Source organism: Pseudomonas sp. W2I6 (assembly GCF_030815935.1).
In the GTDB taxonomy this organism is placed as follows: domain Bacteria; phylum Pseudomonadota; class Gammaproteobacteria; order Pseudomonadales; family Pseudomonadaceae; genus Aquipseudomonas.
The window spans coordinates 4563188-4584521 of the sequence record NZ_JAUSXJ010000001.1 but is presented as its reverse complement, the minus strand read 5'-3'; the positions used below and the strand labels follow the sequence as shown (position 1 = coordinate 4584521).

The 21334-nt window shown below is 58.7% G+C and carries 20 protein-coding genes; 8 read left to right on the top strand and 12 right to left on the bottom strand.

Features of this window, described 5'->3' with window-relative positions:
• Positions 1-43: 43 nt before the first annotated feature.
• The 5 genes from QF039_RS21050 to argH form a co-directional block, all read right to left on the bottom strand.
• Complete coding sequence (locus QF039_RS21050) at positions 44-1213, bottom strand: MFS transporter (RefSeq protein WP_003211499.1); 1170 nt, start codon at positions 1211-1213, stop codon at positions 44-46.
• Positions 1214-1378: 165 nt separating this feature from the next.
• Entirely contained in the window at positions 1379-2200 is an 822-nt protein-coding gene (locus QF039_RS21045) for an ABC transporter substrate-binding protein (RefSeq protein ID WP_102605193.1), read from the bottom strand.
• 25 nt (positions 2201-2225) lie between these two features.
• Positions 2226-2990 (bottom strand): amino acid ABC transporter ATP-binding protein, encoded by a 765-nt coding sequence (locus QF039_RS21040; RefSeq protein ID WP_003211502.1) that lies wholly within the window; start codon positions 2988-2990, stop codon positions 2226-2228.
• Between the two features lie 24 nt (positions 2991-3014).
• Complete coding sequence (locus tag QF039_RS21035) at positions 3015-3893, bottom strand: amino acid ABC transporter permease (RefSeq protein ID WP_003211504.1); 879 nt, start codon at positions 3891-3893, stop codon at positions 3015-3017.
• 138 nt (positions 3894-4031) lie between these two features.
• Positions 4032-5459 carry an argininosuccinate lyase gene (argH, locus tag QF039_RS21030; RefSeq protein WP_307520478.1) on the bottom strand — a complete coding sequence of 476 codons (1428 nt, stop codon included), beginning with the start codon at positions 5457-5459 and terminating at the stop codon, positions 4032-4034.
• Positions 5460-5721: 262 nt separating this feature from the next.
• On the opposite strand from argH, the gene QF039_RS21025 reads away from it, so the two are divergent.
• From QF039_RS21025 to QF039_RS21015, 3 genes are all read left to right on the top strand, one after another.
• Positions 5722-6681, top strand: coding sequence for a LysR family transcriptional regulator (locus QF039_RS21025; RefSeq protein ID WP_102369727.1), 960 nt, complete (start codon positions 5722-5724; stop codon positions 6679-6681).
• A gap of 284 nt (positions 6682-6965) precedes the next feature.
• Positions 6966-7205, top strand: coding sequence for a type II toxin-antitoxin system VapB family antitoxin (gene vapB, locus QF039_RS21020; RefSeq protein ID WP_008432930.1), 240 nt, complete (start codon positions 6966-6968; stop codon positions 7203-7205).
• A complete protein-coding gene (locus tag QF039_RS21015) occupies positions 7198-7602 on the top strand; it encodes a type II toxin-antitoxin system VapC family toxin (protein WP_008432929.1) in 405 nt (134 codons plus the stop codon). Before vapB ends, QF039_RS21015 begins: the two co-directional genes overlap by 8 nt.
• Before the next feature lie 41 nt (positions 7603-7643).
• Here QF039_RS21015 and QF039_RS21010 read toward each other — a convergent pair whose 3' ends face one another.
• From QF039_RS21010 to QF039_RS20980, 7 genes are all read right to left on the bottom strand, one after another.
• Positions 7644-8285 (bottom strand): HAD-IB family hydrolase, encoded by a 642-nt coding sequence (locus QF039_RS21010; protein WP_307520472.1) that lies wholly within the window; start codon positions 8283-8285, stop codon positions 7644-7646.
• A gap of 71 nt (positions 8286-8356) precedes the next feature.
• Positions 8357-9070 carry an HNH endonuclease gene (locus QF039_RS21005; protein WP_307520470.1) on the bottom strand — a complete coding sequence of 238 codons (714 nt, stop codon included), beginning with the start codon at positions 9068-9070 and terminating at the stop codon, positions 8357-8359.
• 145 nt (positions 9071-9215) lie between these two features.
• Entirely contained in the window at positions 9216-10466 is a 1251-nt protein-coding gene (locus QF039_RS21000) for a ribonucleotide-diphosphate reductase subunit beta (protein ID WP_177025719.1), read from the bottom strand.
• A 471-nt stretch (positions 10467-10937) separates the two neighbouring features.
• Positions 10938-12221 carry an ABC transporter substrate-binding protein gene (locus QF039_RS20995; RefSeq protein WP_307520467.1) on the bottom strand — a complete coding sequence of 428 codons (1284 nt, stop codon included), beginning with the start codon at positions 12219-12221 and terminating at the stop codon, positions 10938-10940.
• A gap of 37 nt (positions 12222-12258) precedes the next feature.
• Positions 12259-13515 carry a DUF1479 domain-containing protein gene (locus tag QF039_RS20990; RefSeq protein WP_307520465.1) on the bottom strand — a complete coding sequence of 419 codons (1257 nt, stop codon included), beginning with the start codon at positions 13513-13515 and terminating at the stop codon, positions 12259-12261.
• Between the two features lie 128 nt (positions 13516-13643).
• Positions 13644-14507, bottom strand: a complete 864-nt coding sequence (locus tag QF039_RS20985) for an AraC family transcriptional regulator (RefSeq protein WP_307520463.1) — start codon at positions 14505-14507, stop codon at positions 13644-13646.
• Between the two features lie 135 nt (positions 14508-14642).
• Positions 14643-14912: a DUF2790 domain-containing protein gene (locus QF039_RS20980; RefSeq protein ID WP_008435250.1), complete on the bottom strand. Its 270-nt coding sequence runs from the start codon at positions 14910-14912 to the stop codon at positions 14643-14645.
• A gap of 394 nt (positions 14913-15306) precedes the next feature.
• Here QF039_RS20980 and acs point away from each other — a divergent pair, with 394 nt between their 5' ends.
• The 5 genes from acs (at position 15307) to QF039_RS20955 (ending at position 21322) form a co-directional block, all read left to right on the top strand.
• On the top strand, positions 15307-17262 hold the full coding sequence (gene acs / locus QF039_RS20975; protein ID WP_003214346.1) for an acetate--CoA ligase: 1956 nt from the start codon (positions 15307-15309) through the stop codon (positions 17260-17262).
• A 684-nt stretch (positions 17263-17946) separates the two neighbouring features.
• Positions 17947-18732 (top strand): ABC transporter substrate-binding protein, encoded by a 786-nt coding sequence (locus tag QF039_RS20970; protein WP_017475899.1) that lies wholly within the window; start codon positions 17947-17949, stop codon positions 18730-18732.
• 91 nt (positions 18733-18823) lie between these two features.
• Positions 18824-19513 carry an ABC transporter permease gene (locus QF039_RS20965; RefSeq protein ID WP_003214341.1) on the top strand — a complete coding sequence of 230 codons (690 nt, stop codon included), beginning with the start codon at positions 18824-18826 and terminating at the stop codon, positions 19511-19513.
• Positions 19510-20208, top strand: coding sequence for an ABC transporter permease (locus tag QF039_RS20960; RefSeq protein ID WP_010165618.1), 699 nt, complete (start codon positions 19510-19512; stop codon positions 20206-20208). The genes QF039_RS20965 and QF039_RS20960 overlap by 4 nt, the downstream gene beginning before the upstream one ends.
• 1 nt (position 20209) lies before the next feature.
• Positions 20210-21322, top strand: coding sequence for a succinylglutamate desuccinylase/aspartoacylase family protein (locus tag QF039_RS20955; protein ID WP_008435255.1), 1113 nt, complete (start codon positions 20210-20212; stop codon positions 21320-21322).
• The last annotated feature ends 12 nt before the right edge of the window (positions 21323-21334 follow it).

Genomic DNA, 21334 nt, shown 5'->3' with positions numbered 1-21334 from the left:
TTTCGCTATTAATAGCGGGATATCGAGCAAATATCAGTAGAAATTACGCACGGACCACTACACGCCGGCCACTCAGGAAACACAAGGTGCCACCCACTGCCGTCAACCCGCTCAGTACATAGAACATCGAGGCGGGGGATGCATTGATCAGCAGGTAGCCGCAGATTACCGGGCTCAAGGCGCCGCCAAATGCCGCCAGGTTTTGTGCGCCGTAATAACTGCCGCGCAGGGCGTCCGGGGCGATGGTGTCGATAAACAGGAACTCGGACGGGTAGATGATCATCTCCCCGAGGGTGAACACAAACATCGCGACACACCACGACACCAGGCCGTCCGCCATGCTGAAGCCGATCAACCCGGCAATAAACAGTGAGGTGCCGAGCACGATCCAGTAGCGCAGTTGTTCACGCTTGAGGAAGCGGCCGATCTGGTACTGCATCAGGATCACCGTGATGGCGTTGCACGCCAGCACCGCAGAGAGAATTTTCAGCGCGTTCTCCGGCTTGTAGGCCACCAGCAGAAACTGCGACAGATACAGGGTGTAGCGCCCGTGGACAATGGTGCTCAACAGGCTGCCGCTGGTGAACAGGATCAAGGTGCGATCGCTGCGCAGGGTCCTCAGGGTGCTGAGAAAACTTAAGGGTTTGTTGCTGTCGTCGCGCTGGGTCGGTGGGATGCCGATCATCAGGAACAGGCTGCCAAAGGCAATCGCGCTGGCGATCAGGAACGGTGCCAGGGGCATCTGCCCGGCAATCACCACGCCGAGCATCGGGCCGGTGGCGTAGCCGACATTGGTCAGCGTGTAGCGCAGGGAAAACACCTTGGCCCGCTGGCCCACCGGCAGGTTCTCGCTGATGATCGCCTTGGAGCCGATCAGGAACAGCGCCGAAGCGGCTTCGGTGATCACCAGGGTCAGGGTGGTCAGGTACAGGTTGCTGGCGAAGGTCAGCAACAAAAAACCGATGGAGCTGGAAAGCATCGCCAGGATCAGCAGCTTGCGCTTTTCCAGGCGGTCGATGATGTAGCCACCGTAGAGGCCCAGCAGGGTGGCGATGAAGACGGCGATGCCCATCAGCAAGCCGATGTCTTGCTGGTTGAGGCCCAGGCGGGTGCTCAGCAACAGGGCGAGCAATGGGCTGGTCATGGCGCGGCTGACGACGATGGTCACCGAGCAGATCATCAGGCGGCGGATTACCAGGGAGTACGTGGCCACGGTGGGGCGGATGTCCTTATTCTTGGGGCTGACGATGATCTTTCATACACAGTTGATCCCTGTGGGAGCCGGGCTTGCCCGCGATTGCGGTGTGTCAGCCACTGGAAATATCGACTGACACGCCCTCATCGCGGGCAAGCCCGGCTCCCACAGGGTTATAGGGTGTTACTGGCCGGCATTGATGCTGATTTTTTCCACCGCACCCTGCTCCAGATCCCACTTCTGCAGAATCTTGCCGTACGTCCCATCATCGATCATGCCCTGCAACGCCTCACTGATCGCCGTGACCAACTCGGTATTGCTCTTCTCGATCCCAAGCCCGGTGAACTGCTTGGAAATTGCCAGGCCCACCGGCTTGTACTTACCCTTGTCCAGCGACATCAGGTAAGGAATGGTTTCACTGCCCTGCATCGCCGCATCCAGACGGTTCTGCTGCAACTGAGCCCGCGCATCCGCCGAGCCCTCGGTACCAATCACCACGATGGCTGGCTTACCGGCCTTTTCGCAGTTTTCCTTGCTCCACGCGGCAATTTCCGACGGCCAGGTGGTACGTCGGCTGGTGCCGACTTTTTTACCGCACAGGTCAGTCAATTCCTTGAGGTCTTCACGCTTGGCCAGGGTGTACAGCTGCGGGCCGCTGGTGAAGTAGTCGATAAAGGTCACCGCCTTCTGACGCTCGGCAGTGTCGGTCATGCCCGACAGCACAATGTCCACGCGCTTGGTGGTCAGGCCGCTGAGCATTTGTTCGAAGCCGGTTTCCTGCCACTTGATCTTCACCCCCAAACGCTCGGCCAGGGCGTTGCCCAGGTCAAAGTCCAGGCCGGTGAGCTTGTTGGTGGCGGTGTCCTTGAAATCCATCGGCGGGTAGTTCGGCACGATGGCCGCGCTGATCTCACCCTTGTCCTTGATCGCTGCCGGCAATGCCGCCAAAACCGAAGTGGAGGCCATCAGGCCTACGAGCAAACTTGGAAGAAACAGATTTTTCATGGGGGCGTTCTCGTTAGTTTTTTAGTTAAGTGCGAACGGCAGAAATAAAGCTTTGGGTACGCGGGTTTTGTGGGCTTATTAGAATTTCTTCCGGGCTGCCGGCTTCCACAATCTGGCCGGCATCCATAAACACCATGCGGTTGGACACTTCGCGGGCGAAGCCCAACTCATGGGTGACCACAATCATGGTCATGCCGGTGGTGGCCAAATCGCGCATCACCGACAGCACTTCTCCTACCAGCTCCGGGTCGAGGGCTGACGTGGGTTCGTCAAACAACATCAGCTTGGGGCGCATCGCCAGCGCACGGGCAATTGCCACACGTTGTTGCTGGCCGCCGGACAACTCCACCGGGTACGCATTGCGCTTGTCCGCCAGGCCGACGCGGGCCAACAACTCCAACGCATCCTCGGTGGCTTCCTTGGGCGAGCGCTTGAGCACCTGGCACGGGCCCTCGATGATGTTCTGCAACACGGTCATGTGCGGGAACAGATTGAAGCGCTGAAACACCATGCCGGTGGCCAACCGCTGACGGGCGATCTGTGATTCATTCAATTCGTGCAGCTTGTTGCCGACGACCCGGTAACCCACCAGTTCGCCGTCGACCCACAGGCCGCCCTTGTCGATTTTTTCCAGCTGATTGACGCAGCGCAGCAGGGTACTTTTGCCGGAACCGGACGGGCCGATGATGCACAGCACTTCGCCTTGTTCGACTTCCAGGTTGATATCCTGCAACGCGTGATACTGGTCGTAATACTTGTTCAGGTTCACGGCCTTGACGATGCTTCTCATGGGGCAAATCTCCTCAGTCAGGGCTTACGAACGCTTGCCGGCGCCGCGGGCAAAACGACGCTCGAGGCGGCTCTGACCGAATGAAAGAACAGTCACCACCGCCAGGTACCAGATGCCTGCAACAATCAGCAGCTCCATGACCCGGGCGTTGGCGTAGTAGATGTTTTGCGCGTTGTGCAGCAGCTCCGAGTACTGGATCACACTCGCCAGGCTGGTCATTTTCACCATGCTGATGAACTCGTTGCCTACAGGCGGAATGATCACCCGCATCGCCTGGGGCAGAATCACCCTACGCAGCGCCTGAAGGCTCGGCATGCCAATCGACTTGGCGGCTTCGTACTGGCCGGTGTCCACCGACAACAGGCCGGCGCGCACCACCTCAGCGGTGTAGGCACCCTGGTTGATGCTCAGGCCGAGGAGGGCGGCCACGAACGGTGTCATCAGGTCCACGGTGTCGATGCTGAACAGCCCGGGAATCGCGATCACCGGGAAAATCAGCGCCAGGTTGAACCACAACAGCAGTTGCAGAATCAGCGGCGTACCCCGGAACAGCCAGGTGTAGGTGATGGCCACGTAACGCAGGATCGGGTTGGCCGACATGCGCATGATCGCCGTGATTACCCCGATCACCACCCCCAGCGCCATCGCCAGGATCGACATGATGATGGTGTTCACCAGGCCCCAGATGATCGCCTCGGACGTGAGGAACTGACCGATGTAGGACCATTCGATCTGACCGTTGGCGAATGCACGCAGCAAGGCAGCCAGTGCGATCACGATCAACGTGGCAAAAAACATCCGCCCGTAATAGCGACGGGGCACGTGCTCGTACTGGGTGATATCGAACTGGTTCTCGGTCTGCTGGCGCTCGGCTTGCAAGCGCTCTGCCGGGGTTTGTTTCATGGTGACTCTCCAAAACAACTGAATACACTGATCGTTCCCACGCTCTGCGTGGGAATGCAGCAAGGGATGCTCTGCGTCCCCAAAGCGTGACGCGGAGCGTCACAAGAGGCATTCCCACGCAGAGCGTGGGAACAATCTTTAAATTCGAAAGCCGGTGTAGTTTTCTGCCCACTTCTGTTGCGCAGCCAGGGCCACCTTCAACCGCCCAATCTGCTCCCGCACCCGCTCCGGCGCCGTACCCCCCCAACCACTGCGCGCCGCAATCGCCGCTTCCAGGGTCAGGCACTCACGCACTTGCGGCGTCAGCCGCGTATCCACCTCTGCCAACAACGCCGGCGAGGCTTCCCACAATTCAATTTCATGCTTCTCACAGGCCTGCACCAAGGCACCGGTAATCTCATGGGCCTCCTTGAACGGCACACCACGAGTGGCCAGCCAATCCGCCACCTCAGTTGCCAATGTGAAACCCATCGGCGCTTGACGCCGCAGCTCTTCCACCTGCACCTTCATCGTCGCGACCATCCCGGCCATCGCCGGCAGCACCAGCAGCAACGTATCCACGCTGTCCAACACACTGTGCTTGTCTTCACTCAAATCGCGGTTGTACGACAGCGGCAACGACTTGAGCGTGGACATCAGCCCGGTCAGGTTGCCAATCAACCGCCCCGCTTTACCCCGCGCCAATTCGGCAATGTCCGGGTTCTTCTTCTGCGGCATGATCGAGCTACCGGTGGCGTAGGCATCGTCCAACTGCACCCAGCGAAACTGCCGCGACGACCACAGGCAAAACTCCTCCGCCAGCCGCGAAATATTCACCCCGAGCATGCCTGCCACAAATAGAAACTCCGCCACGTGGTCGCGACTGGCTACAGCGTCGATAGAGTTTTCGCACGGCCCGGCGTAACCCATCTCCTTGGCCGAATGCTCCGGCTGGCGAGCAATTGCCGAGCCGGCCATCGCCGCAGCACCCAACGGCGACAACGCCGTACGCGCATCCCAGTCCACCAGGCGCTGCACATCCCGCAGCATCGATTGCGCATGAGCCAACAAGTGGTGGGCGAACACAATCGGCTGAGCCTGCTGCAAGTGGGTGAAACCCGGGCATATGCTCTCGATATGCTGCTCGGCCTGGTCCACCAGCGCCTGCTGCAACCCCAGCACCTCGGTGGTGATGGTGCGCGCGTGGTCCCGCAGGAACAGGCGCAAATCGTTGGCCGTCTGGTCATTGCGCGAACGTCCGGCGCGCAACTTGCCGCCCAGGGCGCCCAAACGCTCGGTCAACACCCGCTCGATGAAGGTGTGCACATCCTCGTCATCCAGCGTCGGGTGCAGGCGGCCAGCGGCAAAGTCCTCACCGATGCGGTCCAGCGCTTCCAGGGTGCGCAAGGTTTCCGACTCATCCAGCAACCCGGCGCGCTGCAACTCACGGGCATGGGCCCGGGAGCCGGCCAGGTCGTAGGGCGTCAGGCGAAAATAGCGCTCGGGGCAACGGGACAGCGCCGCCAAAGCAGCAGACGGTCCGGACTTGAAACGAGCACCCCAGAGGCGATCGGTGGGCTGAGACATGGTGTTCCTCACGCTTGTTTTTAGAAGTGACAAGCCCGATGGACGTGGCTTGGCCTTATGGATTCGGAGGGCAGTAGCAAAACGAAAAGTCCTGATCGTAGTGTCAGGTTTTTAGGGGCGTTAAATCAGCCGGTAAAAGCTGTTCAATCCGCTATATTCAAGGTTGCCAAGGGCGGTTAAGTATGTTCATTATTGCCGCCCGGCGATGTTCATGGAGTAGGTCAAAGCCTGTTGAATATGGCACTTGAGGTCAACACGTATTATGGAAACCCCACTTTCCAATTCTGGAAACATACCGCCAAAACCCGGCACAAGACCGCCCCTGCAACTCAGCGGCCTGGACTTCAAATTGCTGCGGGTGTTCAAGGCTGTGGTCGAAGCGGGCGGCTTCAGCGCGGCGCAGAACGAGCTGAATGTGGGCCTGGCGGCGATCAGCAAGCAGATTTCCGACCTGGAAATTCGCATCGGCATGCGCCTGTGTACGCGAGGGCGGGAAGGGTTTGGCCTGACCGAAGAAGGCAAATTAGTCTATCAAGCGTCCATTGAATTATTTGCCTCGGTAGACAGTTTCAGAGACAAGCTTAGTTCAGCACAGAACGAACTGATCGGCGACCTTAGTGTGGGCGTTATTGATAACACCGTCTCCGACGTTAATTCACCGCTGATTAATGCGCTGGGAAGATTACATACAGAGTCGCCAAAAATAAGATTACGCCTGCATGCCTCGCAACTGGACGAAGTTGAACGGGGCGTGGTGGAAGGGCGGCTGATTGTCGGCATCGTCCCGGTGTACCAGCGACGGGAAGAATTCGATTATTTCCCGCTGTACGAAGAAAAGTCCCACGCGTACTGCGCCGTCGGGCATCCGCTGTTTGAAGCGAGTGACATCAACGCAGATGTATTGCGCCAGCATGAAGTGGTCAACCATCGTTACGCGATCCACAGCGACAAGGCCAACTTTGTCAGCTACGACAGCCAGTCCGCCTCGGCCTCACAGGTTGAAGCCGTGGCCATCCTCATCCTCACCGGCCGCTTCCTGGGCTTCCTCCCCGAACACTACGCCGCGCCGCTGGTGAGGGAAGGGCGCCTGCGCGTGTTATGCCCGGAGCAGATCCACCTGAGCACGCCGTTCAACCTCATCCTGCGCCACAACGCCCCACGAAGCCCGCTGGTCAAAGCCTTCGCAACGGCACTCGGCGTGGATCTCAAAGCGCCAATCTAACGAATTCACACCACCCTTAGAACCTACAGAGATCCCCTGTGGGAGCTGTCGAGCCCCAGCGAGGCTGCGATGGGATCAACTCGGTCTACCCGCAGACCATATCCACCCGCATCACCGCCGCAACTTGCCCAACTTCTTCTTCGCATGAAAATGCGCTTCCTGCGCCGCTACCAACAGCTACCTGTTCGGCTACGCTCGTCGGGTAGCTGCTATAGAGCTATGCAATAGAGCACCTGCAAACTATCATTCTTACCTGTCTTCCCATGCCTAGAGAGGTGTTCCTTATGTCTACTGGAACGATCTTCACCAATAACCGTACACAAAATATCCGCATCCCCGCTGACATGCGTTTTCCCGCTGGGGTGAAAACTGTAGAGGTGCGTGCCGTGGGGCGCGAACTGATTATTTCGCCGGTTGAAAACACTTGGGACAGCTTTTTCCTTGCAAGCGAATCGGTATCTGATGATTTTATGGAGGAGCGCGCCGACCAAACCCAGCAAGAGCGAGAGTCCTTTGATGATTAAGTACATGCTTGATACGAACATCGTGATCTACATCATCAAGCGTCGGCCTATGGAAATACTGGAAAAATTCAATGCGAATGTAGGTCGTATGGTGATCTCTTCGATCACCCTTGCGGAATTGATGCACGGGGCCGAAAAAAGCCAGTTTGTTGAGAGAAATACTCGGGCGGTGGAGGACTTCATCTCCCGGCTTGACGTCATTCACTACGATGACAAGGCCGCTTTTCACTACGGCTCGATCCGCTCCGATCTCGAAAAGAAGGGCACTCCAATCGGCGTAAATGACCTGCACATCGCGGGCCACGCCAGAAGCTCAGGATTGGTCTTGGTGACTAACAACGAAGGTGAGTTCAAGCGAGTGAATGGCTTGATCGTGGAAAACTGGATCGCCGCCTAAGGCAGTCAATCCAGCGCACACAGATAGGTCGTCCAGGCGATTCAGCGTTGCTTGATTCGTTTCTTCTTCGCATGAAAATGCCGAAAATGCGCATCCTGCGCCGCCGCCAACAATTCCCGATCCCCGCGCGTATCACCCCAGGCCCTGAGCCGATAGTCCCCCAGATCCCCATAAACCGCCTCAAGCCGAAGCACCTTATTCTCACACCGGCAATTATTCCCGGTGAGCTTGCCCGTCAATACTCCGTCAACCACCTCAAGCTCAGTGCCGATCAACCGGATCCCAAGCCGATCCGCAAACGGCTGCAACACCAACGCCGGCGATGCCGAACACAGCGTCACCACCGCCCCGGACTTCACCTCATCGGCCACCGATTGCAGCCCGGTTGGGCGCATCAGCTTGTTCCAATACGCCTGGCAATACGCTTCCGCTTTCTGCTGAACCCACGCCTTGTCCACGCCGGTCATAAAGGTTCGGATCAACTGCGCCTTGAGCTCATCACGGCTAATGACGCGCAACAGAAACTGCGCGCCAGGCACCGCCAGCTTCACCATCCTGCGCACGAATTCGCCTTTACCAAAGGCGAACTTCAGGAACGGCACGAAGCTGTCGTGGTGGGTCAGGGTGCCGTCGAAGTCAAAGACGGAGAGTACTTTGGCATCCAAGGGGCCGGATTCGAGCATGTCTGGGTTCACGGGCGGGTCTCGGTCCTATCTCGTAATTTTGGTAATACATCAGTTGTGACCACAGAAGTTTACTCTTCTTTCAATCTTTCGATTTTCGAGTAAAGCCCTTTGGTGAAGTCACCGCGGTCACTTGATCGGTGACAACGCTGATGGCAATTCGGGCACAAGGCTACAGCATTGGTGATGCGATCCGAACCCTTCTGGGCGAGGTGCTTGACGTGATGTACTTCAAGAAATGGCAAGCCATCCACTTCGAAGGGAGCGTTTGAACCGCAGCCTTCGCAAATGCCATTGGCCTCATTCAATACCCAAGCGCGTACTTTGGGATCGCGAACAAAAGCCGTACCGACAATGGACACTTTCTGTGGCTTCGCAATTCCGTCCGGCACCTTCTCGATGGGCTGCTGCAGTAGCTTGGATGCTCGGCGGACGAGGGTTTGTTCATCTGCAGTTTGCGCTGTTTCATCTGATTCAAATATACGAAGGGCAGTGAGGGCTTTGCGAATCTGTTGTTCTACTCCCGAGCCCACGTTATTTGCAGGTTTGTACCCCTTGATCCGATCCAGGCCCATTTGGACCAGAACCGCAGAGATATTCTGCATGCGAAACTCGATGGAGCCTTCTGTACGACCTACGATTGGTCCCTGACGTAGCAATCGGTTTTCATGGGCTTTATTAAAGGGTTGGCCGTTCTTCTCCAAAGCCAACATCTTCAAGTAGGTCTCGACTGCCGCGGCTAATTCCTCGTCGCTCCAGTCGATGCTGTCTTTTGTAATATCCATACAGTCGCCGAGGGTAGAAAGTCCTCGGACGATACTGAGTGGCCACTAGCACGTCTACGAAATTTCCTACGAGACTGTAGGATTTGGCACTCTGCAAATACAAAAAAGCCCTGAACAAGTCAGGGCTTTTCAGTTGGCTAAGGAATCAATCCCAGCTCAGCGCGCCGCCAGTCTGGTACTCGATCACACGGGTCTCGAAGAAGTTCTTCTCTTTCTTCAAGTCCATGATCTCGCTCATCCACGGGAATGGGTTAGTCGTCCCTGGATACTCTTCCTTCAACCCAATCTGCGACAGACGACGGTTCGCGATGAACTTGAGGTAGTCCTCCATCATCGCGGCGTTCATACCGAGTACACCGCGCGGCATGGTGTCACGCGCGTATTCGATCTCCAACTGAGTCCCTTGCAGGATCATCTGGGTCGCTTCTTCCTTCATCTCGGTATCCCACAAGTGTGGGTTTTCGATTTTGATCTGGTTGATCACATCGATGCCGAAGTTCAGGTGCATCGACTCATCCCGCAGGATGTACTGGAACTGCTCGGCCACGCCGGTCATTTTGTTGCGACGGCCCATGGACAGGATCTGGGTGAAGCCGCAGTAGAAGAAGATACCTTCCAGTACGCAGTAGTACGCCACCAGGTTGCGCAGCAGCTCTTTGTCAGTCTCGACGGTGCCGGTTTCGAACTTCGGATCGGAGATCGAACGGGTGTACTTCAAGCCCCAGGCAGCCTTTTTGGCGACCGATGGAATCTCGTGGTACATGTTGAAGATCTCGCCTTCATCCATGGCCAGCGATTCGATGCAGTACTGGTAGGCGTGGGTGTGGATCGCTTCTTCGAAGGCCTGGCGCAGGATGTACTGGCGGCACTCCGGGTTGGTGATCAGGCGGTACACGGCCAGTACCAGGTTGTTGGCGACCAACGAATCCGCAGTGGAGAAGAAGCCGAGGTTGCGCATCACGATGCGACGTTCGTCGTCGGTCAGGCCTTCGGGGTTTTTCCACAAGGCGATGTCGGCGGTCATGTTGACCTCTTGCGGCATCCAGTGGTTGGCGCAGCCGTCGAGGTATTTCTGCCAGGCCCAGTCGTACTTGAAGGGTACGAGTTGGTTGAGGTCGGCGCGGCAGTTGATCATGCGCTTTTCGTCAACGGCCACGCGGGCGGCGGAGCCTTCGAGTTCGGCGAGGCCTTCGGCGACGTCGAGTTTGTCGAGGGCGGCCTTGGCGCGCACGATGGCGGCGGAGTCAGCGGCGGTGACGGCGCGGGCTTCGATGGCGGCAGCAGCGCCGGCGCCGTCGAGGCGGTCCATGTTGGCTTCGGTGGCGTGGCCGGCGTTGGCGCCTTTGGCAACTACTTCGCCGTCTTCTTCTTTGTCGAACTCGTCCCAGCTCAGCATGACGTGTCGTCTCCTGCGTGAGGGCTCTAAGGTGCCCGTGTGAAACCGGATGGTTGGGTGTTCACACGGCCCAAAGGCCGCGGTGGATCTTAAGGAATCGTTTGTTGCAGCTAGCGCACGCATTAAACGGAATCAGGGTTACGGGTGTTCTGCTTGAGGCTTGAGGGGCGGAGCAATGCTTACTGGCTCCAGCGGGGGCCTCAGGTCTGGCTCTTCGTCCCCATGTAAAGGGATATTGCAGGCCCGATTTACCCGCGCATTATAGGGAAAAATTCGACTTTGTGTTGCGGCGGATGGTCTCGGTGAGCGGCCAAAATGGTGGTGTTTGCAGCCAAGGTCCGGGTTTACAAGGCTTTGCCTGGCTTGGATTTTTTTGACGGGCGGTAGGCGTTTGTTTCAGCGCGCCGAACTGGGGCAGATTCGGTCTGGAAGTTCTTGCGCCGTTTGGCGCAAGAACGGGTCGCGGGGGGGTTACTGGGCTGCGGCTTTGATGCTGGCAAACATCTGCTTGCCAGCCTTGGCGGGGTCCGCGTCTTTATTGCTCATGAAGTTGCTGACCACATCAAACACCGCCCCTTGCACCGCCTGGGACGTGGACATGTTGAAGGCCATGCTCGGCTCCAGCGTGCCGGCGTTCTCGGCTTCGGCGAAGTCCTTGGCGGAAGCCTGGGCACAGCTGTCGAACTGGCTCATGTCCAGGCCCTTGATCACCGGGATGGAGCCTTTGTTCTGGTTGAACACGCTCTGGAATTGCGGCTCCAGGGCGATCTTGGCCAGGTCGTCGCGAGCCGCGTTGTTGCCCGGCGTATCATTTTTACTGGACGGTTTGAACATGGCCAGTGAGTCGATGGTGTAGCTATAAATGCCTTGTGAGCCGGGGAAGGGCACGCATTCATAATCGGCCCCGGCTTTTTTACCCGCCGCGGTCCACTCACTCTTGGCCCAGTCCCCCATGATTTGCATGCCGGCCTGGCCATTGATGACTTTGGCGGTTTCCATGTTCCAGTCCTGACCTGCGCCATTGGGGTCCATGTAGGTCTTCAACTTGCGCAGCGCGACAAAGACTTCGGTCATTTTGGGGCCGGTGAAGGTGGCTTCGTCGTTGTCGATAAAGGCTTTCTGGAAGCCATCGGCGCCCAGGATGCTGAGCACCAGGCCTTCAAATACGGTGGTGTCCTGCCAGGGTTGGCCGCCGTGGGCGATGGCGATATAGCCGGCGGCCTTGAGTTTGTCGCCGGCGGCGTAGAGTTCTTCCAGGGTGGCCGGGGCTTTGGACACGCCGGCTTTCTTGAGCACCTCGGGGTTGATCCATAACCAGTTGATGCGGTGGATGTTGAGCGGTACGGCGACGTAGTGGCCGTCGAATTTCATCAGTTGCGCAATGCTTTCGGGCAGCAGGCTGTCCCAGTGATTGGCCTTGGCGACGTCGTCGACGCTGGTCAGCAGGCCCAGCTTGCCCCACTCCTGAATGTCCGGAGCTTTGATCTGCGCGGCAGAGGGCGGGTTGCCGGAGACGGCGCGGCTCTTGAGGACGGTCATGGCAGCAGCGCCACCGCCGCCGGCCACGGCACTGTTTTGCCAGGTGAAGCCGTCTTTCTCGATCAGTTGTTGCAGCACCTGCACAGACTTGGCTTCCCCGCCCGAGGTCCAGTAGTGGACGACTTCAACAGTGCCTTTGCTGTCGGCTGCGTGAGCGGCGAACGTGCAAAGGCTGGCGAGGGAGATGGCAACGGCAAGGCGATGGGGGATTTTCATGTGGGATAACCCTTTTTGTTGTTTTGGGGAGCGGTGCTTATTCCAGCCCCAGCCCTTTGCGGCCGAGGGTGTTCAGTTGCGGCGTCATGAAGCGGTCTTTCCACTCTTTCTCGTAGTCCTCCCGGGCAAAGTCATCCGGCGAAACCCCTTGCTCGAACGCCCTGAGCACATCCTTGGCGTACCGCAGGTTTTTCGGGCACATGGGCGCGGCGGGCACGTACATCACGTTGCCCCAGCCTTGCTGGTTTTCGACGGGGGCGACGCTGTGGATTACGTCGCAGTGCCACCACACCGAATCGCCGGCCTGCACGTTCGGAATCGGGGTCATGCCCTGGACCAGCAGCGGATGCCATTTCTCTGAAACTGGCAGCACCTTGCCCGGCGCAACGCCGCACAACTCATCTTCGGGGACGTCGTCCAGCAGCGGGCGCAGCAGCATGTAGGCCATCGCCTTGGGGATCGGCAAGGTATGCAGCACGCCCTGGTCGGCCTGCATGTCGCACAGTGCGGTCCAGCCCTGGAAGGTACGGAAGGCCGAGCATTTCACCGTGTCCTTGTAGGCGTATTCATCGACTTCTGTGCGATTTGCAGCGTCCCAGGGGTCGTAGGACTTGAAATCGTTGCGGTAGATCTTGTCGAACACCTTTAGGTAGGCGGGGTGCAGCCAGCGTTCCAGGGCGCCCGAGTCGGTGTGCGGGCCAAGCCCTTTGGAGGTGGTGCCGGGTGGGCGGCGGCGGACGCGGTCGGGGTACAACGCATTGATGTCTGGGTCGAACCATTGCCGGCCTTGGGAATTGATGGTCCACAGGCGATTCAGGAACGACTGTGCAGCGCCCATGCGTTCGTGTTGGCGCACTTGCATCTGGGCGTCGGACCAATAGATGGGGAAAATCTCCGGGCGTGAGGCTTCGAGGTTGCCGAAGAAGTTGTCAGCCGGGCCGCGATACACCTCGTCGAAATGGTTGTGGTCGAGGTAGTCCAGCAGGCTCTTGTCCCACCCCAGCACTTGTTCCCTGGGGAAGTGGTTGCGGATCACCAGGCAGCCCCGGCGCTTGATGAGTGCCCGTTGTGCTTCGGTGACCTGGCCGGTGGCGATGGTTTCAAAGTCGAGCTCGGGCCAGGCGGACTGTTGGGCCTTGATCGAGGCGATTTCAGCCCTGATGAACTCGCTGACCTCGGCGAAGAGCGCAGGCACGTCGCCGATCTGCGCGCGCAGGGCCTTTTTCATGGCGACGATGCTGCGCTTGCAGTCGTCCGGCAGCTCGGCACATTCGAAGGTGTGGTAATTGCTCATGGGGTGACCTGTATTGTTGTTGTGCATACAGGTATGGAATCACCCCGGCTTGCCTGGGCGGCAGCCTGATTTAGCGCGTTGAGCAGTACGATTGTGGCGTTTGTTGTAAGGCGTATAGAAGAATCAGCTTATTGAAAGTGATGCCCGTGTTGCAGCCGAAACTGTGACGGCGTCATGCCCTTGTGCGCCTTGAACTGCCGATTGAACAGCGCCTGGGAGGCATAGCCGACCTGTTCGGAAATCGCGCTGACCGCCAGGTTGCCCTGCATCAATAAAGCGCAGGCATGTCCGATGCGTAACCGGACGATGTAGTCCAGCGCCGTGCAGCGTGTGTGTTTGCGGAACATGCGATGGAAGGCTGAAACGCTGACGCAGGCCATTTGCGCCAGCTCGGGAATGCCGACAGGTTGCGCATAGTGGCCGTGCAGGTAGTCCAGAACGCGGCGGATGCGTGCGTCTTCAACGATGTGAGGGGCGGCGTTTTCCGTCGCGATGCGCTGCGCGGTGATGTCCCGGGACAATGTGTTGAGCACGGTGAGCAATGAGATCAGTCGCTGGGGAGCGTCTTGCTCGACCATGGCCTCGATCACCGGGCGCAGCGCCCGGGACGTAGCGTTGCTGAAACTCAACGCTTGTCGCGCAGCAGCCAATAGCGCTCGCGTCGACCCCATCTCCGGAAACAGCTGCACCAGCGAATCCGCCCAAGCCTCTGAAAACCAGATAACCAAGGCAATGTGCGGTTTGGCGGGGTCGATCAACTCGACGGAAGACCAGCTATGGGGCACGTTCGGGCCCACCAGCACCAGGTCGCCATCATCGTAGAGCGCCACATCATTGCTGATATAGCGGTGCCCGCGACTGTTGAGGGTGAGGGTCAGTTCGTATTCGGGATGGTGATGCCATTCAAACGGAATCGCCTCCGGTAGACGCCTGTTCAGCAGGGTCCAGGAGGTGTTCGCGTCGGTTGGGATTTTTTCGAAACTGGCTCGCATGAATGCATCCTGCCTTGCAGGTGGGGTGGCGGCGCCACAATCGTAGCATTCGATTAGAGGGGGGGAGCGCTCTTTGCCGCAAGAACGATTTCTTGCGGCGAATAAGATCAGGTTCAGTTCAAACTAACGAAGTTATTATCCGTTAGAGCAACCGTTACCCATGACCTGATATTGAAGAATATGACGCTGACCTTGTGAGTCTTCATATTCCATTTTTACCGGTACAACTTTGCATACATCCGGGACTTCACTCATGGACACTACTTTGGCGACGTCCAGATGGGTGCTGTAAGTGTAATCCTCAACAATCGGGGTGCTCTGGCTGGCTACGTCAGTCGGGGCTTCGTCGGCCAGGGCGGCGGTGGCGCACAAGCTGCTAAGGGCCATAACTAATAACGCTTTCATTTGACTATTTACCTTTTGGCGGTCGAAAGGGGTCACGGGGCCCTTGTGAGGCCACGTGTGTAACTTGATTGGGAAGTTCGGATTAACGTTGCCTTCGTGGGGGCTGTTACGTTGTTAATCACAGTGCCTTGATGGCGAGGTTGATTTTAGGCGTCCGAGTTATATTCATATACCCGTGCTTTTGATAAACACTATTGGTGGTTTTTGTAACAATCGCGAAATGAAGGTTTTTTCAGAAACCTGCAAAGCGCCACGGGCCGCGGGCCAGAGCGCTGCCAGGGGATAGGTGGGCAATTTGTAGGGGCTTGTTACTACCATCGTCGAATGGTTCTATAGGTCCGGCCCGGCTACAACAGGGCCATACAACAACAACTATGTCACCGAGGTAAGAAAGATGAGTGCGGCTTCTCTGTACCCCGTTCGCCCCGAAGTAGCAGCCAATACGCTGACCGATGAGGCGACCTACAAGGCCATGTACCAGCAGTCGGTGGTCAACCCCGACGGTTTCTGGCGCGAGCAAGCCAAGCGCCTTGACTGGATCAAGCCTTTCACCACGGTGAAGCAGACCTCCTTCGACGATCACCATGTCGACATCAAATGGTTTGCCGACGGCACCCTCAACGTTTCCTACAACTGCCTGGACCGCCACCTCGCCGAGCGTGGCGACCAGCCAGCAATCATCTGGGAGGGCGACGACCCTGCCGAAAGCCGCACCATCACCTACCGCGAGCTGCATGAAGAAGTCTGCAAGTTCGCCAACGCCCTGCGCGGCCAGGATGTGCACCGCGGCGACGTGGTGACTATCTATATGCCGATGATTCCCGAAGCCGCGGTCGCCATGCTGGCCTGTGCCCGGATCGGTGCGATTCACTCGGTGGTGTTTGGCGGGTTCTCGCCAGAGGCCCTGGCCGGTCGGATCATCGACTGCAAATCCAAGGTGGTGATCACCGCCGACGAAGGCATTCGTGCCGGCAAGAAAATTTCCCTGAAGGCCAACGTCGACGACGCCCTGACCAACCCGGAAACCAGCAGCATCCAGAAAGTCATCGTGTGCAAGCGCACCGGTGGCAACATCAAGTGGAACCAGCATCGCGACATCTGGTACGAAGACCTGATGAAAGTGGCGGGCACCGTGTGTGCGCCGAAAGAGATGGGCGCCGAAGAAGCGCTGTTCATCCTTTACACCTCCGGCTCCACCGGCAAGCCGAAGGGCGTGCAGCACACCACCGGCGGCTACCTGTTGTACGCAGCCCTGACCCACGAGCGCGTGTTTGACTACCGCCCGGGCGAAATCTACTGGTGCACCGCCGACGTCGGCTGGGTCACCGGCCACACCTATATCGTCTATGGCCCACTGGCCAACGGCGCGACCACGCTGATGTTCGAAGGCGTGCCGAACTATCCGGACATCACCCGGGTGGCGAAGATCGTCGACAAGCACAAAGTGAACATCCTCTACACCGCACCGACCGCGATCCGCGCCATGATGGCTTCCGGCACCGCCGCCTGCGAAGGCGCCGATGGCAGCAGCTTGCGCCTGCTGGGTTCGGTGGGTGAGCCGATTAACCCGGAAGCGTGGGACTGGTACTACAAGAACGTCGGCCAATCCCGTTGCCCGATCGTCGATACCTGGTGGCAGACCGAGACCGGCGGCAACATGATGAGCCCGCTGCCGGGCGCCCATGCACTGAAGCCGGGTTCGGCGGCGCGCCCATTCTTTGGGGTGGTACCGGCGCTGGTGGATAACCTCGGCAACCTGATTGAAGGCGTGGCCGAGGGTAACCTGGTGATCCTGGATTCGTGGCCGGGCCAGGCACGTACGCTGTATGGCGACCATGACCGGTTTGTGGACACCTACTTCAAGACCTTCCGTGGCATGTACTTCACCGGTGACGGTGCGCGCCGTGACGAGGATGGCTACTACTGGATCACCGGGCGGGTGGATGACGTGCTGAATGTCTCCGGCCACCGCATGGGCACCGCCGAGATTGAGAGCGCCATGGTTGCGCACCCGAAAGTCGCGGAAGCGGCGGTGGTGGGTGTGCCTCATGACATCAAGGGCCAGGGCATCTATGTGTATGTCACGCTGAAAAACGGCGAAGAGCCGAATGAAGCGCTGCGCCTGGAGCTGAAAAACTGGGTGCGTAAAGAGATCGGGCCGATTGCTTCGCCGGATGTGATCCAGTGGGCACCGGGCTTGCCGAAGACCCGTTCGGGGAAAATCATGCGCCGGATCCTGCGCAAGATTGCCACCGCTGAATACGACGGGTTGGGCGATATCTCCACCCTGGCGGATCCGAGTGTGGTGGCGCATTTGATCGAGACGCACAAGACCATGAACGTCGCGTAAGGCGGGTTTGTGGGACATAGCCCCATTCGGCGTAGGCCGGGTGGGGCTTTTTTGTGCGATCGGACAGGCGACCTATAACCCATGTGGGAGCGGGCTTGCTCGCGAAGGCGGCGTGTCAGCCAGCACATCACCCACTGACACACCGCCTTCGCGAGCAAGCCCGCTCCCACATTTAGATTGCATTCCAAGGCTGGTCATCCGGTGGGGCGACTTACACAAGGCCAATAAATATCGGATTGTGTTGTAGGAAGTTTCTGAATGTTACCGAACCCGGCAAATGTGTAACCCCACGCCCAAACATGAGGCAAAGTGCTACGCCCATGCCCCGAAAACCCGCGTCTTAGACGCCCTGAAAAATTAGATCCAACGCTACACTTGCCGTGCTAGAAGGGTTTGCGAATAATAGGCCCGCAACTTGCAGCGTTAACAGGTTTAATATCTTTTGCCTCTGCATAAAATCAAGAGGCTGTCAATGTGCTGGAACCGCTTTCTCGGTGCTTCTGTAAATTGTTGTCGCATTGAGGAAATATCGGCTTCCGGCCTGTCGTTAGAATGCCGATCACTCGCTCGTCGTCGCCGATGCTGAACTGGCGCAGGACGCAGCACCGCTATTCGGTTTCACTCATTCGCATCGTGGGCCCTGGCTCATACTGCTGTTTTGCCCTATACCGATGGAGTCCCAAGATGAAGAAACTCGTGCTGTTGGGCGCCCTGGCGCTGTCCGTGCTGTCCATGCAGGCTTTCGCCGAAGGCAAGCCACTGAAGATTGGTATTGAAGCGGCTTACCCTCCGTTTGCCTCCAAGGCACCGGACGGCAGCATCGTCGGTTTTGACTACGACATCGGCAACGCCCTGTGTGAGCAGATGCAGGTCAAGTGCACGTGGGTCGAGCAGGAATTCGACGGCCTGATCCCGGCGCTGAAAGTGCGCAAGATCGACGCCATCCTGTCCTCGATGTCCATCACTGAAGATCGCAAGAAGTCCGTGGACTTCACCAACCGCTATTACCTGACTCCGGCTCGTCTGGTATTGAAGGAAGGCACTGCCGTCAGCGACAGCCTGGACGAACTGAAAGGCAAGAAAATCGGCGTGCAGCGCGGTTCGATCCACGACCGTTTTGCCAAGGAAGTGCTGGCTCCCAAAGGCGCCACCATTGTTCCTTACAGCTCGCAGAACGAAATCTACCTGGACGTAGAAGCCGGTCGCCTTGATGGCACCGTGGCCGACGCCACCCTGTTGCAGGAAGGCTTCCTCGACACGCCAGCCGGTAAAGGCTACGCGTTCACCGGCCCGGCCTTCACCGACGCCAAGTACTTCGGCGACGGTATCGGCATCGCGGTACGTAAAGGCGACAAGGAAAACCTGGACCGCATCAACGCTGCAATCGCTGCGATCCGTGCCAACGGCAAGTACAAGGCAATCCAGGACAAGTACTTCAACTTCGACATTTACGGCCCAGAAGCCAAGTAAACCGTCGCAGCTGTCTGTCCAGAATGGCGCAAGCACCAGGATCTCTGAAGTTTGCGCCATTTTTTCATCCCCCTTTTCGAGGACCTGAATCATGTTGAAAGGCTACGGGGCTGTCATCCTCGATGGCGCTTGGTTGACGCTTCAGCTCGCCTTGTCGTCCATGGCCCTGGCCATTGTTCTGGGTCTGATCGGGGTCGCGTTGCGCCTCTCGCCGGTGCGCTGGTTGGCCTGGCTGGGCGACCTGTACTCCACGGTGATCCGCGGGATCCCCGACCTGGTGCTGATCCTGCTGATTTTCTACGGCGGTCAGGACCTGCTTAACCGCGTTGCGCCGTTGCTCGGCTACAACGACTACATTGACTTGAACCCCTTGGCCGCCGGTATCGGCACCCTGGGTTTCATCTTTGGCGCCTACCTTTCGGAAACCTTCCGTGGCGCCTTCATGGCCATTCCCAAGGGCCAGGCCGAAGCCGGCCTGGCGTATGGCATGAGCCCGTTCCAGGTGTTTTTCCGGGTGATGGTGCCGCAGATGATTCGGCTGGCGATCCCCGGGTTTACCAACAACTGGCTGGTACTGACCAAGGCCACCGCATTGATTTCGGTGGTGGGCCTGCAAGACATGATGTTCAAGGCCAAGCAGGCGGCAGACGCCACCCGCGAACCTTTTACCTTCTTCCTCGCAGTGGCGGCGATGTACCTGGTGATCACCAGCGTGTCGTTGCTGGCCCTGCGTCATCTTGAGAAGCGCTACTCGGTAGGCGTAAAGGCGGCTGATCTATGATCTTCGACTACAACGTCATCTGGGAGGCCATGCCGCTGTACCTCGGCGGCTTGCTGACCACCCTGAAACTGCTGGCCATTTCGCTGTTCTTCGGCTTGCTCGCGGCCTTGCCCCTGGGCCTGATGCGCGTGTCCAAGCAGCCGATCGTCAACGGTGTTGCCTGGCTCTACACCTATGTGATTCGCGGCACGCCGATGCTGGTGCAGCTGTTCTTGATCTACTACGGCCTGGCCCAGTTCGAAGCGGTGCGCGAAAGCTTCCTGTGGCCACTGCTGTCCAGCGCGACCTTCTGCGCGTGCCTGGCGTTTGCCGTGAACACCAGCGCCTATACCGCCGAGATCATCGCCGGCAGCCTCAAGGCCACGCCCCACGGCGAGATCGAGGCAGCCAAGGCCATGGGCATGTCGCGCTACAAGCTGTACCGCCGGATCCTGCTGCCATCGGCCCTGCGCCGGGCGCTGCCGCAATACAGCAACGAAGTGATCATGATGCTCCAGACCACCAGCCTTGCGTCCATCGTCACCCTGATCGACATCACCGGTGCCGCACGCACGGTGAACGCCCAGTACTACTTGCCGTTCGAAGCCTATATCACGGCGGGTGCGTTCTACCTGTGCCTGACCTTTATCCTGGTGCGCCTGTTCAAGTTGGCCGAAGGCCGCTGGCTGAGCTACCTGGCTCCACGGAAGCATTGATATGGAACGTATCGATCACCTGTTGCCCTGGGGTCACCTGGGCTGCGAACGCCAGCTGACGGTGTTCCGTTTCGGCAGCGGCGAGCGCAAGGCTTATATCCAGGCCAGCCTGCACGCGGATGAGTTGCCCGGTATGCGCGCCGCCTGGGAGCTGAAAAAGCGCCTGACGGAACTGGAACAGCAAGGCGCCCTCAACGGCGTGATCGAGCTGGTTCCCGTCGCCAATCCGATGGGCCTGGGGCAACTGCTGCAAGGCAGTCACCAGGGCCGTTTCGAGATCGGCAGCGGCAAGAACTTCAACCGCGACTTCGTTGAGTTGAGCGAGCCGGTTACCGAGTTGCTCAACGGCAAGCTGGGGGATGATCCTCACGCCAATGTGCGCTTGATCCGCCAGGCCATGAGCGATGCGCTCAATGCGTTGCCGGCGCCGAGCAGCCAGTTGCAAGGCATGCAGCGGGTGTTGCTGAGCCATGCCTGCACCGCCGACGTGGTCCTCGACCTGCATTGCGACGCCGAAGCCGCGTTGCACATGTACGCGCTGCCGCAACACTGGCCGCAGTGGCGTTCGCTGTCGGCGCACCTGAATGTGAAGGTCGGCCTGCTGGCGGAAGATTCCGGCGGCAGTTCGTTTGACGAAGCCTGCTCGCTACCGTGGCTGCGGCTGTCCCGGGCGTTCCCCGAGGCGCAGATTCCCCTGGCGTGCCTGGCGACGACTCTGGAGCTGGGTGGCCAGGCCGATACTGGCCGTGACGAAGCGATTTTCCACGCTGAAGGCATCCTGGCGTTCCTCGCCGAGCAAGGCCTGATCCGTGGTGAATGGCCCGCGCCGCAGCACGAGCCCTGCGAAGGCCTGCCCTTCGAAGGCACCGAGTTGTTGTTCGCGCCCCACGCCGGCGTGATCAGCTACCTGCGTAAAGCCGGTGACGTAGTCGAAGCCGGCGACCCGATATTTGAAGTGATCGATCCCTTGTCCGACCGCGTGAGCATTGTTTGCGCGGGCACGCCTGGGGTGCTGTTTGCCGTTGAACGGCTACGTTATGCCCAAGCGGGTTTCTGGCTGGCCAAGGTGGCGGGGCGCGAAGCGCTGCGGCACGGGCGCTTGCTCAACGACTGACCAACTGTTTTT